Source organism: Streptococcus pantholopis (genome assembly GCF_001642085.1).
GTDB classification, from domain to species: domain Bacteria; phylum Bacillota; class Bacilli; order Lactobacillales; family Streptococcaceae; genus Streptococcus; species Streptococcus pantholopis.
In genome coordinates, this window is sequence record NZ_CP014699.1 from 1,745,159 (window position 1) to 1,760,873 (window position 15,715).

Consider the following 15,715-nt stretch of genomic DNA (forward strand, 5'->3'; position numbering starts at 1 on the left):
CTACTAGCTATTTAAGAACAATATTGACCAATTTATTAGGAACAGCAATGACCTTGACAATTGTTTTGTTAGCTGTTGCCGCTTGAATTTTTCTGTCGGCTAAGGCCAGTTCTTCCAACTCTTTGCGGTCAGTGTCTTTAGCAACAAGAAGCCTTGAGCGGACCTTGCCATTAACCTGAGCGACAATCTCCACCTGATCCTCAACCAGAAACTTCTCTTCATAAATTGGCCAGGTTTCATAGGCCAAAGACCGGCCTGACTGTGTCAAATGCTGCCAGAGTTCTTCAGCTAAGTGCGGAGCAAATGGAGCAAGGAGCTGCACATAGCCTTTAGCATAGTCGATAAAGAGCTGACTCTCTTTATTAGCACTGTTGATAAAGACCATCAGCTGGGCAATTGCTGTATTAAACTTCAGACTTTCGATTTGTTCAGTCACTGCCTTAACCGTCTCGTGGTAAACTTTATCTAAAGCACCGTTGTTTTCCTTGGTTATTGTTTTGGTCGTTATCAACCGATAGACACGGTCCAAAAACTTCCGGCTCCCTTCAAGGCGTTCTGAGGACCAGGCGATGGAAGCGTCAAGCGGTCCCATAAACATCTCATAAACCCGTAAAGTATCCGCCCCAAATTGTTCTACAACGTCATCAGGGTTGATAACATTTTTGAGCGATTTTGACATTTTAGCCGGTGCCTGTTCCAGCTCTTCGCCTGTTTCGATATTGACATAAGCTCCATCGCGTTTTTCAACCTTATCTGAAGCAACTAAAGCTCCGCGGCTGTCACGGTAGCTTGTGCCTAAAATCATCCCTTGGTTAAACAGTTTTTGGAAGGGTTCTTTAGTAGCAACCAAACCGAGATCATAGAGAAATTTATGCCAAAAACGGGCGTAGAGCAGGTGCAGTACGGCGTGCTCAGCACCGCCAATATAAATATCCACCGGCAGCCAAGCTTTCAGCAGCTCAGGGTCTGCCAAGGCTTGATCATTATGAGGGTCTATGTAGCGCAGGTAATACCAGCTGGATCCGGCCCATTGCGGCATAGTATTGGTTTCCCGCCGTCCTTTAACACCATCTGCGCGTGTCACTTCCAGCCAGTCTGCCAGATTAGCCAGCGGGCTTTCTCCTGTCCCAGAAGGCTTTATATCATCCGTCTTAGGCAGAACCAGCGGCAGCTCTGATTCGGAAAGAGCTGTTGAGGTCCCGTCTTCCCAATGGATAATAGGAATTGGTTCTCCCCAATAGCGCTGGCGGCTAAAAAGCCAGTCTCGCAGCCGGTAAGTCACTTGCTTTTCCCCTGCTCCTTCTGTTTCCAGCCAAGCCACCATCTTATCAATAGCAGCCGCTTTATCCAGACCATTTAAAAAGTCAGAATTGATATGCCACCCGTCTTCTGTATAAGCAGCCTCTTCGACATTGCCGCCTTCCAGCACCGGAATGATGTCGAGCTGGTATTGTTTAGCAAACTCCCAGTCTCTTTCATCGTGGGCAGGAACAGCCATAATAGCTCCCGTCCCGTAGCTTGCCAGAACATAGTCAGCAATCCAAATCGGAATAGCTTTGCCATTTACCGGATTGACAGCATAGCTTCCCGTCCAGACACCGGTTTTTTCCTTAGCTAAATCGGTACGGGCCAAATCAGACTTCAAACTGGCCTGCTGCTTATATGCTGCTACAGCCTGAGCCTGACCTTCAGTTGTAATAGCATCTACCAATTCATGCTCAGGCGCCAGCACAGCATAAGTCGCTCCAAAGAGTGTGTCCGGACGTGTAGTGAAAACTGTAAAAGTCCGGTCGCTCCCTTGAATTTTAAAAGTGACATTAGCTCCGACAGATTTACCGATCCAGTTGCGCTGCATATCCTTGATGGATTCCGGCCAGTCTAAATCATCTAAATCATTGAGCAGACGCTCAGCATAAGCCGTAATCTTCAGCATCCACTGGCGCATCGGTTTTCTGACTACCGGATAGCCGCCGCGTTCAGAAGTTCCGTCAGGCAAAACTTCTTCATTAGCAATAGCTGTCCCCAGCTCCTCGACCCAATTGACCGGTACTTCAGCTTCATAAGCCAGCCCTTTTTCGTAGAGCTTGGTAAAAATCCACTGGGTCCATTTATAGTATTTGGGATCAGTTGTATTAACCTCACGGTCCCAATCGTAAGAAAAGCCGAGCGCATTAATCTGACGCTTAAAATTTGCAATGTTTGCTGCAGTGAAATCAGCGGGGTCATTGCCGGTATCCATTGCATACTGCTCTGCCGGCAGCCCAAAAGCGTCCCAGCCCATAGGATGCAGGACATTATATCCTTGTGCCCGCTTATAGCGGCTGAGAATATCCGTTGCTGTGTAACCTTCGGGGTGCCCGACATGTAAGCCGGCCCCGCTGGGGTAAGGAAACATATCAAGAGCATAAAAATTGGGTTTGGCAGTATCTGTGCCTGTTTTAAATGTATGGTCAGTAGCCCAAAAGTCCTGCCATTTTTTCTCAATTTTTTGGTGATTGTAGAAAGTCATTTTTCCTCCCATTTAAGCGGCCGGTTTTCTGCGGCCTCTTAACTATTTATCCTTTTTATTATATCATTTTTACGCAGAATGAACAGAAAAAGAAAAAGCAGCTAAACGGCTGCCTTTTTATGTCTTTATTTTTCAAAGGAAATCCCGCACTTCTGGCAGCTCTTCCGGCCTGTCACAGATGACAGCTCAGCTTCCCACTCGTAACGGCAGCTCTCACAGCGAAAACGCCCCTTGCTCTTATCAGACTGTAATCCAAGAAAGGCTACATGGGCGATACTGAGTCCCAAGCGCCACTTGAGCATACTTAACGCTTCAGCCTGCTGACGCTCCTTCTTCTGCTGCTCCTGCAGCTCCTCTACAGCCTGATTGTAGGCAGTGGTTTCTTCTGTTCTAGCTTCCTCTAACTCATCTTCTTTCTGACGAATCTCACGCAGCAGCTGGTCACGCTCATCTTCTAATGCCCCTATCGTGTGGCTTGGCATAGCCTCAGGCAGATCACGGCATTGCTCTAGCAGCCAGTTAGTCAGAGTCTCTGTCCGCTTAGAGGCCTCCTGCTGCATATCCTCGCAGCGCCAAACAGCTTCGTCTATGGCTTTGACCCGCTCCAAATGCTCCTGTGTCAATTGCTCTTCTTTATCTTTCATCTCTTCCTCCCCTTTTAAGCCCGTATCAAGCTGCTAAAGTCTGCCTGAGGCCATTCGGCCAGATAGGCCACTGCACTGTCGGCTGCCTGACCCGTAAAACAATCCGCCAGCTCAGAAGCTATCGTCCCCTGCGCTAAAGTCTGCAGTTCAGAAGCTTTCGTCTCTAAGCGGCTCTGTAAATCAAACGATTGGCTCTCCCAATCGCCTTGCTTTGCCGACAAAGCCCCCTGAATGGCCAAACGCTCCTGCACTTTCTTAGTCTCCTTGGCCGCTTGGACAAGCATGTCTAAATCAGCCGTTACTCCCATCCCCATAAGAACCCCACCTTCTATGCTTCAGTTACAATGCCCTTTATGCACCTCTGTCTGCCTACTTCTTGTTAGTTGAAAACAAAGCTGCCCCTTCCTGATCGGTCGCTATTAGATTGTCTGCCGCTGCTTCCAGCTTATCCGCAAAAGCCATCATCCTGTTCTGGTAGGCATCAGCTTCGGCCAGATTTTGGGCCTCTGCCTGACTGTCCCATAAATTCTCCATAGTATAGGGGCTCAGCAGTTCGGCCACTTCACTATCCGTCAGTTCTTCTGCTATTTGGTACATAGCCTGATGCGTCGCCGTGATGTCAGCCTGCAGAGCTTCTTTTGCCTGAGCAATCTCATCTTTAATCTCTTGAACTTTAAGCTCGGCCTGCAGCCTAGCTTTCTCAGCAACTGCCCGCAACAGCTCCTCCCGCAAGCTGATTCGCTTAGACCCTGTCGCTGTTTTCAGCTGACTTCTCAGCTCCTTAACCGTCTTCTTGTAAGAGCTCAGTAACTCAGTCTGGCTTGGTCCAACCGCAAAGTCGCCGTAGGTCATAACATATCTCAGCAGATAAAACCGGTAATCGGTGCTGTTAAACCAAGTGCTGGGATCTTTAATATCCCAGTTTTTCGCAGCTTCTTTAGCCTTCTTTCTGGCTACCTTAATCACCTGCTCCTTGGTCATGCCGGAGACAAACTGGCCCTTCTTCACATAGTAGTCAATATCCAGCTTATCTCCTTTTATGTGGAAGAACTTTGGATCGTGGTCGCCGATGGGATCGTTGAGGCCCTGCGTCCCTTCAACAACCACTACCTTCCCGTAAGGAATTTCACCTTTGCCGCCATCAAGGTAGGTCAAATCTTTTCCGGAATCCGAATAAACTGTCGCATGGTCTTTCAGATAAGCCAGCTCACTGTTAGAAAAGGCACCGCTCTTTACCGCTTGGGCTGCCGCCCAGTCTGTGAAGTTGGTAATCTTTGGCACTTGGTATTTGGCGCCGACTTTAGCCACACCAGGACCGGACTGGCTGAAACCGGACATGTTGGAGACTGTGCCCTTATGCACTTCCAGCTTTTTCACCGTCTCCTGATAAAACTGGTCAATCGTTTCGGTCTGAGCGGTCAGCTGCCCGTCGGTCAGGCCGAAAACTCCGCTGGCCTCGACAGCATTCTTGGTCGATTCATTAAGACCGGGCTGGGTCCCCGCCACAACAATAGCCGTTTGGCTGTAATCTACTTGGCCATCTGAATAAACCGGAGCTACAGCTAAAGCTTGAGTAGTATCGTTGACACTGTTGACAACTTGATATTTTACCCCATCAATCTTGAGCGGTTTATCACCATTTATAATTGATTTATCATCCAGTGTTTTTTTGATTTTACTTTGAAGGGACTGCATATTTTGATCAGTTAACGTTGCCATTCCCAGTATTCCCCTTTCTCAATCTCTACATTATACTCTATCTCTGCCTGAGGGCTACCTTCTGACGACTTTTCTATACCTTGTAATTGCCCCTCATCTATTAATGCTGCCATATTTTCATCAATTTTCCTACTTTCAGAAAGTTTTGCTTCATCAGGTAAATAATCATATTTTGAAACATCAATTTCTTTCCCTGAAGCAGAGTCAGATAAATAAACAACATCATTCTTCCATACATCAAAATCCAAAGCATAAATTCCTTCTAAAAGGCCATAACTTTCTTGGTCCTCTTTCTCAGTCGGCATACCAAGTAAAGCACTATTTCCATTTTCATCATATACGACAGGAACAACATTAGCTGTTAACATTGTAAATTTTCCATCTCCATCAATGAAAATAGGAGAAAATTCAATTTTACTAATTCCAGAATAGTTTTCTTTTATATAAAGTGCTGTTTGTTCCTCTAAAAGTTTAAAACCGTGCTTATATAAATTATCAATCTTCTTTTGTTCCATATAACGATTGTACCCCCAAATTCCAGTGATAACGATGAGAACAGCAGCCAGCAGTCCCCAGAAAATCTTTGCCGGTCTGCTTAACTTTTTCCTTTTAGCCATAGCCTGCTCCTTGTTCTCTGTAGATAATTCGTTTTAATTTTCATTAGTATAGCATAGTAATACTGAAAAAACAAGTACCATTCATTTGTCAGCATTTTTAGGCCCCTGCCACAACGATAGCCGTTTGGCTGTAGTCTACTTGGCCATCTGAATAAACCGGAGCTACAGCTAAGGCTTGAGTAGTATCGTTGACCCTATGTACCACTACATAGAGTTGCCCTTCGCTACTAAATCTTTCACCTTCAGAAATTTTTTTCTTTTCTAAATTTTTCTTTAAATCATTTTGAAGGCTTTGAATTTGTTCATCAGTTAATCCCATTTTACCGCTCCTTCTTAATTTCTAAATTATACTTAATTTCGGCATCTGGACTACCTAAAGTACTTTTTTTCACTTCTTCAAGTTGACCATCTGTAACTAACGCCTCCATATTGCTATCTATCTTTTTGCTTGATGACAATTTAGCCTTATCAGGTAGAGTATTATAACCTGACACATCTATTTCCAGGTTGGCATCATAATCTTTTAAATAAATAATTTCTTTACCATTGATATCATAGTCTAAAGCAGTAATACCATTCAGCAGTCCATAACTTTCATAGGCTGTATTTTCTATCTTCCCCCCTAGCTTTGCCTTATTTCCTTTATTATCATAAATAAAAGGTTCTATCTCTGCTGTTAACATTGTAAATTTTCCATCTCCATCAATGAAAATAGGAGAAAATTCAATTTTACTAATTCCAGAATAATTTTCTTTTATATAGAGTGCTGTTTGTTCCTCTAAAAGTTTAAAACCGTGCTTATATAAATTATCAATCTTCTTTTGTTCCATATAGCGATTATACCCCCAAATTCCTGTGACGGCGATGAGGACCACAGCCAGCAGTCCCCAAAAGACTTTAGCCGGTCTGCTTAACTTTTTCCTTTTAGCCATAGCCTGCTCCTTATTGTTTGAGATAACATTGTTCATTCGTTTTAATTTTTTTCAGTTTAGCATGGCAGTTTCAAAAAAGCAAGTGACCTTTGCCAGCAAATGAAAATTTAAGCATAAGTGAGAAGAAAAAGCAGCCCTGAAATTGTATTTCAAGGCTGCTGTATTTATGCTGGTTAGCTTTTGGACTGAGACAGATGTTAAGTTTTATCTGTCTGCTAAGAGATTACAAGATGGAGCCGTTTGGCTTATTTTTTACGTCGGAAGAAGAACAGAGCGCTGATGGCTAAAATCACGATTCCTAAGCCTGTCAGGAAAATTCCGGCTTGCTCTCCTGTATTTGGCAGTTTTTTCGAACTCTTATCTGTTTTGGCTTGATTATTTGCTGATGTAGGAGATGAAGGGTCCGAGCTGGTAGAAAGAGCTGCCGGATCGGTTGACGTTTCTTGGCTTGTCTCTGACTCCTCAGCAGTTGTTACTGATGTTGTCGGTTGACTGCTTGTTTCCGTTGTTGCAGCAGAAACTGCAGTCGTCGGATCGGTTGTGACAGTTTCTTCAGTCGTACTTGCTGCTGTTGTTGCAGAGGAAGAGGTTGTGCTAGTAACCGAACTTTCTGTTGTTGTTGGAGAGGTTGTGGTCGAACTGCTTTCCGTTGTGGTTGTCTCTGCGTAGCTGTTAGTAAATACCGGTTCAGCATCGTAGGCAACAGCGCCCATTTTGACACCATTTTCATCAGTAACCGTTACAGTTGCTCTGTACTCTGATGAATCATAAGTGATATGGTCTGCAGAGGTATTTTTCTCCTTGATGACATATTGGTAAGTTCCTGCAGTCGAATAGGTGATCGCTGAAAACGTCACGGAGCCATCTGCTGCATTTGTTGTAGTTTGAATAGGAGTTGTTAAATCTTCTGCTGAGTAGAGTTCAAAGGTGAACTCCCCATCTGTCAGTTCTTTCCCGTTTAAGAGTTTGCTTGCCCGCAAAACCACTTGCTCAGACTTTTCAGAAGAAGCTGTTCCGGAAGCTGTCTGCAGTCTTACTAAGGCTTCAACACTGCGTGTATCAAAATTAGAAGCAGACCATGACAGGGTATTATTGACAATAGCACCAGCTGGAGTGTTATCTGGCAGATAGGTCGAATATTCAATATACATGGCCCAGTTATAGTTATCCCCGAAAGGAATAGTAAAACCGGTAATACCTCCGCTGTTATCATAATCAAAGACAGCTTTATCAGTGAAATTATCAATTGGTGTTAAAGTCAGCAAATGCCCTTCTGATCGAATTTTAGTTGGCTGCGTCTCATAGCGGACAGCTCGCAGACTTCCCGGCACCAAAGTTTGCCCTTCACCAAAGACATCTGAGATGGTCATATTACGAATCATGTCCTGCGTAGCATTTAAAACGACACGCCACTTTACAATCCCAGCATCTTCCTGAGCCTGATAGCCATATTTCATCTCATAATCACCGGCTTCGCCTTCTTCATTTTTATAAGTATAAGAAAAGGTCACGCCGCCAAATGATACAGTGGTTTCACCATCAGTATTGTTTCCTCTGTCAGTCAGAATTGTGATCTCAAAGGACATCTTTTTATTTTCCGGAACTTTAGAAAAGTGGTCCGTAAAGGTAACTGTTACCGTCTTAGAGGCTGCATCAGCCTGAGCTGTCCCGACAGTGGAACCATCTGCTGTGGTGATGGGAAAAGAACTGCTGGTCACCAAAGCAAATTCGTCCGGCAGGGTGATGGTCAAAGTATCCCCCTCATTGATTGTCACAGAATCCGGAAATTCAATATTATTGACTAATTTGAGATAGACTCCAGACTGAACAACTACCTCTGCTGTCGTGGAAGTAATTTCAATATTAGTGGCTTCAGGGTCATAATAAAGTGTCGCAGCATTGCTGTAATCTGTTATTTCTGCAGCCTTTACAGCAGACTGGGCTGTAAAAAGGCCAAACAGCACAGCTAAAACTGAAAACAGGCCTAGAAATTTTAACTTCATAACCTAGATCTCCTTGGATTTTTAAAATAATATGATATATAAAAGTAATATACCTTTATCAATTATAACCTATTAATAGGACAAAGACAATATATTTCAACTATTAATTTCGTTTTAAAATTTCTAATAATAAGACTAAAAAGAGACAGCTCTCTCATAAGGACGAGGCTTCTGCCTTTAAGAGAACTTTCTCTATTTTAATACTGTTCTTTCTCGACGGTTAAAAATTGCGCTTAGAGCGGTTATAGCCATATTTTTCCATGAAATCAGCCCGAAATTCCAGCAGGCTGTCGTCTATAATAGCCTGACGGACTTTTTTCATCAGCTGAACTAAGAAGTAAAGATTGTGATAGCTGGTCAGGCGCAGTCCAAAGGTCTCATCTGCCTTATGCAGATGCCGTATGTAGGCTCTGCTGTAATTTTGGCAGGTATAGCAGTCACAGTTCGGATCAAGCGGTCCGAAATCTTCGGCATACTGGGCATTCTTGACAACAAGCCGGCCCTGACTGGTCATACAAGTTCCGTTGCGGGCTATACGCGTAGGCAGCACACAGTCAAACATATCGATTCCGCGGATAACCCCATCTATTAAACTGTCCGATGCCCCCACCCCCATCAAATAACGCGGCTTGTTTTCGGGAAGCAGGGGAGTTGTAAAATCAAGCACCGCATTCATCTCCTCATGAGATTCCCCAACAGCTAACCCTCCGACTGCATAGCCCGGAAAGTCTAAACTGATTAAGTCTTTAGCGGACTGACGGCGCAAATCTTCAAAGCCGGCACCCTGAACAATACCAAATAAGCCTTGCTCCTGCGGTCTGCTGTGTGCTTTCAGCCCGCGCTCAGCCCAGCGGCTGGTACGCTCAATGGACTGCTTCACATAGTCATAGGGCTGGTAAAATTGCGGGCACTCATCAAAAGACATCATAATATCGGAGCCCAGATGATTCTGAATAGCCATCGCTTTTTCCGGTGAAAGAAACATTTTTGCTCCATTGAGATGGTTTTTAAAGGTCACCCCTTTTTCGGTAATATTGCGGCTGTCAGCCAGCGAATAAACCTGAAACCCGCCGCTGTCAGTCAGAATAGGCTGGTCCCAGTTCATAAACTGGTGCAGCCCGCCAGCCTTAGCAATTAAATCATCTCCAGGCCGCAGCCATAAGTGATAAGTATTAGCCAAAATAATACCGGCTCCCATCTCCTTCAATTCTTCAGGAGACTGTGTTTTAACGGTGGCCTGCGTACCCACGGGCATAAACATCGGTGTCGGGAAAGTACCGTGCGGGGTGATGATTTCCCCTAAGCGGGCCCCTGTGTGCTTTTCTTTTTTTATTAAACGGTACTGAATGGGCTGAACGGACATTTTTTCTCCTTATTTATTGGTCAAAAGGCTGTTTTTCATTCTGCCTTATTTAGGCAGAAAAAAAGCATATCACCTAGAATCGATATTTTTTCTACTATTATACAGATCCTATAAATTTTATCAAAAAAAACTTATTCTGTCATGGTCTTAAAAATAAAAGAGTTAGGAAAGCCCCAACCCTTTAAGCTGCGACGCAGCATTTACAAACAACTGCTTTTATTACTGCTCAGACTGTTCTTTCTTTTTCCTGGCCTGACAGTCTGGGCAGATTCCATAGAGTATTAATTGCGCCTGAGTGACCTGATAACCGGTTTGCTCATGAACTTCTTGATGTATTTTTAAAACATCAACATCCATAAAATCCGTAATCTTACCGCAGGAGTCACAAACGATATTTAAATGCTGGTGCCCCATAAAGTCATAATGGGCAGTGCTGTCCTGACTCAATTTCAGCTCAGAAACGAAGCCTTCATCCACCAGCAGCTTGAGATTATTATAGACAGTTGCCAGACTTAAATTGGGATAATCCGGCAGGAGATCATGGTAGACAGTATCAGCACTGGGATGATCCTGACTGTTTACCATATAAGCGATAACAGCCTTGCGCGTTTGAGTAATCCGAATATGTTTTTCCTTAAGATGCGCTAAGACGTTTTCATAGGCATCCAAAGCTTGATGGTTATGAGAATGGAAGTCCATTTGTGTCTCCTTATTCAACTTTCATAAATCTAATGGCAGCGCAGTGCAAAAGCATTCCGTCTAAAACCTCACAGGACAGACAAATCCTTAGGCAGCCTGTCAGGCAGTAATGAGACACGATTCTTTCATTCCAAACAAGAAAGAGAATCAAACATCAAAAACCAGCCGTTAAAATGAAAGACAGCTGCAGGCCTAACTGAAACTTTAAGTAAGAAGTTTTAAATACTCTACTTTAATGCACTTATTCATCACAATATTATTACGGCCGGCAGTCCGCAGAATTTCTTCAGCCTCTTCGCTTTGCAAGCCCAGCTGAGCCCAAAAAACATCAGCATCAGTTGCCAAAAAGTCACGTGCGACATCTGGCAGAAATTCACTGCGCCGAAAAACATCAACGATATCCACATGCTCCGGGATATCCTGCAAGGCAGCATATACTTTCTCGCCTAAAATTTCGTCCCCGGCCAGCCTTGGATTAACCGGAATAATCTTGTAGCCTGCCTGCTGCATGACCTGTGCCACTTGATAAGCAGCGGTCTCTTCTCGGCTGGACAACCCTACAACAGCGATGGTTTTAGCCTTCTGTAAATAGTCTTTAATCACCTGAGAATCAGGATTTTGAAAAACATAGTCCATAACATCCTCCCATAAACAAGATACAAAGCCCGCTAAGAACGCAAAAGGAAAATAGGCGGTAAGTCCGAAATCTGTGATTTCGCAGACGCACCCCTGCCAGAACGACTAGAAAGGTGCGGTCGCCCGTAGGACGACAAAGCTTTCAGACGTTTACGGCTGGCGGTAAGTCCGAAATCTTTGATTTCGCAGACGCACCCCTGCCAGAACGACTAGAAAGATGCGGTCGGCCGTAGGACGACAAAGCTTTCAGTCGTTTACGGCTGGCGGTAAGTCCGAAATCTGCGATTTCGCAGACGCACCCCTGCCAAGACGACTAGAAGGGTGCGGTCGCCCGCTAAGGCGACAAAGCCTTCAGACGTCTACGGCTAGCTAACTTGAAAACAATTCTAAACTTAGCCATATCTTTTTCCCGCAGCTCTTAGGCCGTGTTCAATTCAACAAGATACAAAGGCCGTTAAAAGAGCAAAGCAAAAATGGCGGTAAGTCCGAAATCTCTGATTTCGCAGACGCACCCCTGCCAGAACGACTAGAAAGGTGCGGTCGACTGTTAAGGCGACAAAGCTTTCAGTCGTTTACGGCTAGCGGTAACTAGGTAACGATACAGATTTCCAGTCCCCTCACTCTCCCTTTTCTGGGTTCGGGCTGAAATCATCCACTGGATGATTTCACTGCACAGCTCTTAGGCCGTGTTCAATTATCAAGATACAAAGGCCGTTAAAAGAGCAAAGCAAAAATAGGAGCCTGACCGCCGAGTCACTAAAGACTCTAGGGAGGGCTGTACTCACAGAGCAGCCACATTCGTACGTCAGCTTGCGCTTCCTACGACTGCGTCTCTTTTTTGCAAAGAGCTTAGCCCGTGTTCAGTTCCTGCTGTCAGATTTTGGCTTTTTCCTAAGAGCTGCCATCATCTCTAAGGTAACGTTTTCATCTTTCAGAAATTTTTCTTTTTGGAAGCCAATATAGCCCTGCTCTTCTTCCAGCCGATACTTTTCCCTGCTGAGCTGATCCAGCGTCTCATCAAGGTCAGCTATTATCTTAGTCATGTGCCCCTGTGCTTCCAGAACCTGTCTACCTAAAGTCTCATTTTGCGTACTTTGGGCATAGGCCATTATCTTTTGAATAGCCGGAATGGTTTCATAATAGGTTCTAAAAACAGTCTTTCTTGTCTTCTTGTAACTGTCCAGTTTTGCCTGCCTGACCTTTTCCCGCATATCCAAAACCATTTCTTTTATCAGCAGCCGCTCCCAGTCCTTTTTGCGTTCAACATCAAGATTCTCAGCTCGGTTCTCAGCCATAAAGATTCTCCTTTTTATTTTCGCTGTTTCTTCGGTCCGTGATGAATCAGTTTTACGGACCATCGTTTCTGCTGCCTGTGCATCTTTGATCCATCTGCAGTCAAAGAAAGCGAACCTTACTTCGCTTCATACCAAGTTTGACCGGCGCTTTCATCAGCGACCAGCGGCACTGACAGCTCAATGGCGGTTTCCATGGTTTGCTTAACCAAGTTTTTGACTGTTTCCAGTTCATCTTTTGGCACCTGCAGAACAATTTCATCATGGACCTGCAGCAGCATCTTGCTCTGTAAACCAGCGGCCTCCAAAGCCCGATCCAGATTAATCATGGCAATCTTCAAAATATCAGCTGCACTGCCTTGAATAGGTGAATTAATGGCTGTTCGTTCCGCAAAATTTCGAATATTGAAATTGCGCGAATTAATATCAGGAAGCTCCCGCCGCCGTTTAAAGAGAGTTTCGACATAGCCCTTGTCTTTGGCTTCACGCACCACTCTTTCCATATAGTGCTTAATTCCGGGATAACGTTCAAAATAAGTATCAATGTACTGTTTAGCGCGTTTCCGCGGAATTCCCAAATTATTAGCCAAGCCGTAGTCAGAAATGCCATAGACAATCCCAAAATTGACAGCCTTAGCATTACGGCGGTCATTGGGGGTAACCTCTTCTGCCTTTCCAATACCAAAGACCCGCATGGCCGTGGAAGTATGGATATCAGCCCCTTCTCTAAAGGCAGCAATTAAATGTTCATCCTGCGAAATATGGGCTAAAACCCGCAGCTCAATCTGCGAGTAATCAGAACTCAGCAGCAGCGCATCCTTTTCGTCGGGCACAAAGGCCTTACGAATCAGCCGCCCCTGCTCTAAGCGGATAGGAATATTCTGCAAATTGGGATCGACACTGGACAGACGTCCGGTCTGAGTGAGATCCTGCAAATAGCGGGTATGTATCTTACCATCAGACTGGATAAAATCCTGCAGGCCGACAATATAGGTTGACTGGAGCTTAGCAACCTGCCGGTATTCCAAAATCTTTGAAACAACCGGAGAAATGGGAGCCAAACGCTCTAAAACATCAACAGCTGTAGAATAGCCTGTTTTTGTTTTTTTTGTCATAGACAGAGGCAGCTGAAGTTTATCAAAAAGAATCTCTCCCAGCTGTTTGGGTGAGTTGATGTTAAACTCTGTTCCTGCCAGGTCATAAATTTCCTGAGTCAGTGCGTCAATCGCCTTCTGATTAGCGGACTCCATTTCCTTCAAAGTCGATTTCTGGACCGCAATACCTGCGATTTCCATCTTAGCCAGAACATCAGCCAGAGGCAGCTCCATATCAAAAAGTAAGTTCTGCTGTTCATTCTGCGCCAGTTTATCCAGCATCACTTTTTCAGATTCCTGCAAGACCCTGATTTTTTTGGCTAAATGGGCAAGCAAGCTGTCTTTTTCAGGGACAGCACGCTTGACTCCCTTGCCGTAAACGGCAATGTCTGTTTCCAGCGGCAGGTCTGTGTAGAGGCGGGCAATAGTCGAAATATCGTTATTTTCAACAGTTGAAAGTAAGTACTTAGCCAGCCTGCTGTCAAAAGCGGCCTGCGGCAAATCAATTCCCAGACGGCTGAGCAGAACTTTGCTGCGCTTAAAGTCATAGGTCTTAATCGGACGGGACAACGCCTTTTTGAAAAGCGGTTCCTCCAGCAAAGTCAAATCAGCTGAAGCATAAATAGTCCGCTCATTCCCCCAAGCAAAGCCGATAATCGGTTCAACATGGTAATTCTCTCCCAATACTTCAAAGTAGAAATACTGGTCATCTGTAAACATTTCTTCGGTCAGACGGCTGACTTCTGTATAGGCAGCGGCAAAACTTTCCTGAGGAGTCTTGCCATCCAGGGCAGCCTTAAACTGTTTGAACTCCATTTCATCATAAAAGCTGAGCAATTCCTGAGTATTGGGGCCATCATAGAGGATATCATCAAGACCGATAGCAATCGGTACCTGCGTATCAATAGTCGCCAGTCTTTTAGACAGAAAGGCCTGTTCTTTATCATTAATGAGGTTTTCCTTCATTTTAGAAGCCTTGAAACTCTCAAGATTCTCATAGACCCCCTCTAAACTGCCATAATCGCCCAGCAGTCTCAGACCCGTTTTCTCTCCAATCTTGGTTACTCCGGGAATATTATCAGACTTATCCCCCATCAAGGCTTTAAGATCGATAAACTGTTCAGGAGTAATCCCCATCTTTTCCTTGAGATAGGCTGGTGTATACTGCTCAAACTCAGCCACCCCTTTTTTTGAAATCTCAACCACCGTATTGCTATCTGTCAGCTGAATGAGATCGCGGTCCCCGCTGACAATCGTCACCTCATATTGTTCCCCGTTTTCAGCCAGCTTATCCAGTGTCCCGATAATATCATCAGCTTCATAATTTGCCAGTTCATAAGAAGCAATTCCTAAGCCCTTGAGCATATCGCGAATATAAGGGAGCTGTTCGCGAAATTCGTCCGGTGTCTTAGCTCGGCCGGCTTTATATTCTGCAAATATCTCTGTCCGGAAAGTTGTTTTTCCCGCATCAAAGGCCACTAAAACATGGGTCGGCTGCACACGCTCAAGCAAATGATTCAGCATCAGATGAAAACCATAAATAGCATTCGTATGCAGACCAGAGCGGTTTTTAAAGCGATCAATCTGATTGTAGAGGGCAAAGAAAGCCCGATAAGCCACAGAAGAACCGTCAATTAAAAGTAATTTTTTCTTCTTATCTTTCATAGCTTTATTATAACACTTCCAACAGGCATTTGCTATTGGGACCTACCGCATGCGGCCTGACTTTTGGAAAGTCCTTGCCGCTGTTTTGTCTTCTTTCCTCTCTGCAATCTGCCTGCAGCATTGTGCAGCAAGCACTTCCTGTTATTATTTATTCATAAATAAAAAACAGAAACTTAACGTTTAAGCCTCTGTCTTATGATTTGAAGCGGTCTGTAACTGGCTGAAAATGGGCAAGACACTGTCTCTCTGGCTTAAGCACTAAACCTTTATCTCTCTAGAGCCAACCGTTAAGGACCCTAAAACGCCCATCTGGAGCACAAGCTTTTTTAGCTGTCCTCTTTCTCATTAAGCTGAAAAATATCTTCCACAGGCAGCTGAAAGATAGCTGCGATTTTAAGAGCCAACTCAAGGGAAGGATTATAGCGATTATTTTCCAAATGCACTATTGTTTCCCGCCGGACCCCTACCAGCTGAGCCAGCTCTTGCTGGCTCAATTTCCGAGACTTCCGCAGTTCTTTAAGATGCGTTCGAATATTAGCCAC

General features: G+C 44.6%; 14 protein-coding genes. All 14 read right to left on the reverse strand.

Translation table 11 applies throughout. The annotated features are described in order from the left end of the window. Positions 1-7 precede the first annotated feature (7 nt). A complete protein-coding gene (gene leuS / locus A0O21_RS08090; protein ID WP_067065245.1) occupies positions 8-2,509 on the reverse strand; it encodes a leucine--tRNA ligase in 2,502 nt (833 codons plus the stop codon). A 125-nt stretch (positions 2,510-2,634) separates the two neighbouring features. Next, a complete protein-coding gene (locus tag A0O21_RS08095) occupies positions 2,635-3,153 on the reverse strand; it encodes a hypothetical protein (protein WP_067064059.1) in 519 nt (172 codons plus the stop codon). Between the two features lie 14 nt (positions 3,154-3,167). Further along, entirely contained in the window at positions 3,168-3,467 is a 300-nt protein-coding gene (locus tag A0O21_RS08100) for a hypothetical protein (RefSeq protein WP_067064061.1), read from the reverse strand. Between the two features lie 55 nt (positions 3,468-3,522). After that, on the reverse strand, positions 3,523-4,872 hold the full coding sequence (locus A0O21_RS08105) for a hypothetical protein (protein ID WP_067064063.1): 1,350 nt from the start codon (positions 4,870-4,872) through the stop codon (positions 3,523-3,525). Then, positions 4,860-5,489: a hypothetical protein gene (locus A0O21_RS08110; protein WP_067064065.1), complete on the reverse strand. Its 630-nt coding sequence runs from the start codon at positions 5,487-5,489 to the stop codon at positions 4,860-4,862. The genes A0O21_RS08105 and A0O21_RS08110 overlap by 13 nt, the downstream gene beginning before the upstream one ends. A 97-nt stretch (positions 5,490-5,586) precedes the next feature. Next, positions 5,587-5,808 carry a hypothetical protein gene (locus tag A0O21_RS08115; RefSeq protein ID WP_067064067.1) on the reverse strand — a complete coding sequence of 74 codons (222 nt, stop codon included), beginning with the start codon at positions 5,806-5,808 and terminating at the stop codon, positions 5,587-5,589. A 1-nt stretch (position 5,809) separates the two neighbouring features. Further along, positions 5,810-6,421 carry a hypothetical protein gene (locus A0O21_RS08120; RefSeq protein WP_067064070.1) on the reverse strand — a complete coding sequence of 204 codons (612 nt, stop codon included), beginning with the start codon at positions 6,419-6,421 and terminating at the stop codon, positions 5,810-5,812. Positions 6,422-6,666: 245 nt separating this feature from the next. Further along, a complete protein-coding gene (locus A0O21_RS08125) occupies positions 6,667-8,424 on the reverse strand; it encodes a Spy0128 family protein (RefSeq protein ID WP_082854436.1) in 1,758 nt (585 codons plus the stop codon). Between the two features lie 220 nt (positions 8,425-8,644). After that, the gene (tgt, locus tag A0O21_RS08130; RefSeq protein WP_067064073.1) at positions 8,645-9,787 is read right to left on the reverse strand and encodes a tRNA guanosine(34) transglycosylase Tgt; all 1,143 of its coding nucleotides are present in this window, start codon (positions 9,785-9,787) and stop codon (positions 8,645-8,647) included. Between the two features lie 219 nt (positions 9,788-10,006). Then, entirely contained in the window at positions 10,007-10,486 is a 480-nt protein-coding gene (perR, locus tag A0O21_RS08135; RefSeq protein WP_067064075.1) for a peroxide-responsive transcriptional repressor PerR, read from the reverse strand. Between the two features lie 204 nt (positions 10,487-10,690). Further along, the gene (locus tag A0O21_RS08140) at positions 10,691-11,122 is read right to left on the reverse strand and encodes a CoA-binding protein (protein WP_067064078.1); all 432 of its coding nucleotides are present in this window, start codon (positions 11,120-11,122) and stop codon (positions 10,691-10,693) included. Positions 11,123-11,982: 860 nt separating this feature from the next. Next, on the reverse strand, positions 11,983-12,417 hold the full coding sequence (locus A0O21_RS08145; RefSeq protein WP_067064082.1) for a hypothetical protein: 435 nt from the start codon (positions 12,415-12,417) through the stop codon (positions 11,983-11,985). 116 nt (positions 12,418-12,533) lie between these two features. Continuing rightward, entirely contained in the window at positions 12,534-15,173 is a 2,640-nt protein-coding gene (gene polA / locus A0O21_RS08150; RefSeq protein WP_067064084.1) for a DNA polymerase I, read from the reverse strand. Between the two features lie 326 nt (positions 15,174-15,499). Further along, positions 15,500-15,715, reverse strand: coding sequence for a helix-turn-helix transcriptional regulator (locus A0O21_RS08155; RefSeq protein WP_067064086.1), 216 nt, complete (start codon positions 15,713-15,715; stop codon positions 15,500-15,502).

What these genes read in the sequence shown, in the direction of transcription:
- leuS (WP_067065245.1), bottom strand. Translation starts at nt 2,509, where the DNA reads ATGACTTTCTACAATCACCAAAAAATTGAGAAAAAATGGCAGGACTTT.
- A0O21_RS08095 (WP_067064059.1), bottom strand. Translation starts at nt 3,153, where the DNA reads ATGAAAGATAAAGAAGAGCAATTGACACAGGAGCATTTGGAGCGGGTC.
- A0O21_RS08100 (WP_067064061.1), bottom strand. Translation starts at nt 3,467, where the DNA reads ATGGGGATGGGAGTAACGGCTGATTTAGACATGCTTGTCCAAGCGGCC.
- A0O21_RS08105 (WP_067064063.1), bottom strand. Translation starts at nt 4,872, where the DNA reads ATGGCAACGTTAACTGATCAAAATATGCAGTCCCTTCAAAGTAAAATC.
- A0O21_RS08110 (WP_067064065.1), bottom strand. Translation starts at nt 5,489, where the DNA reads ATGGCTAAAAGGAAAAAGTTAAGCAGACCGGCAAAGATTTTCTGGGGA.
- A0O21_RS08115 (WP_067064067.1), bottom strand. Translation starts at nt 5,808, where the DNA reads ATGGGATTAACTGATGAACAAATTCAAAGCCTTCAAAATGATTTAAAG.
- A0O21_RS08120 (WP_067064070.1), bottom strand. Translation starts at nt 6,421, where the DNA reads ATGGCTAAAAGGAAAAAGTTAAGCAGACCGGCTAAAGTCTTTTGGGGA.
- A0O21_RS08125 (WP_082854436.1), bottom strand. Translation starts at nt 8,424, where the DNA reads ATGAAGTTAAAATTTCTAGGCCTGTTTTCAGTTTTAGCTGTGCTGTTT.
- tgt (WP_067064073.1), bottom strand. Translation starts at nt 9,787, where the DNA reads ATGTCCGTTCAGCCCATTCAGTACCGTTTAATAAAAAAAGAAAAGCAC.
- perR (WP_067064075.1), bottom strand. Translation starts at nt 10,486, where the DNA reads ATGGACTTCCATTCTCATAACCATCAAGCTTTGGATGCCTATGAAAAC.
- A0O21_RS08140 (WP_067064078.1), bottom strand. Translation starts at nt 11,122, where the DNA reads ATGGACTATGTTTTTCAAAATCCTGATTCTCAGGTGATTAAAGACTAT.
- A0O21_RS08145 (WP_067064082.1), bottom strand. Translation starts at nt 12,417, where the DNA reads ATGGCTGAGAACCGAGCTGAGAATCTTGATGTTGAACGCAAAAAGGAC.
- polA (WP_067064084.1), bottom strand. Translation starts at nt 15,173, where the DNA reads ATGAAAGATAAGAAGAAAAAATTACTTTTAATTGACGGTTCTTCTGTG.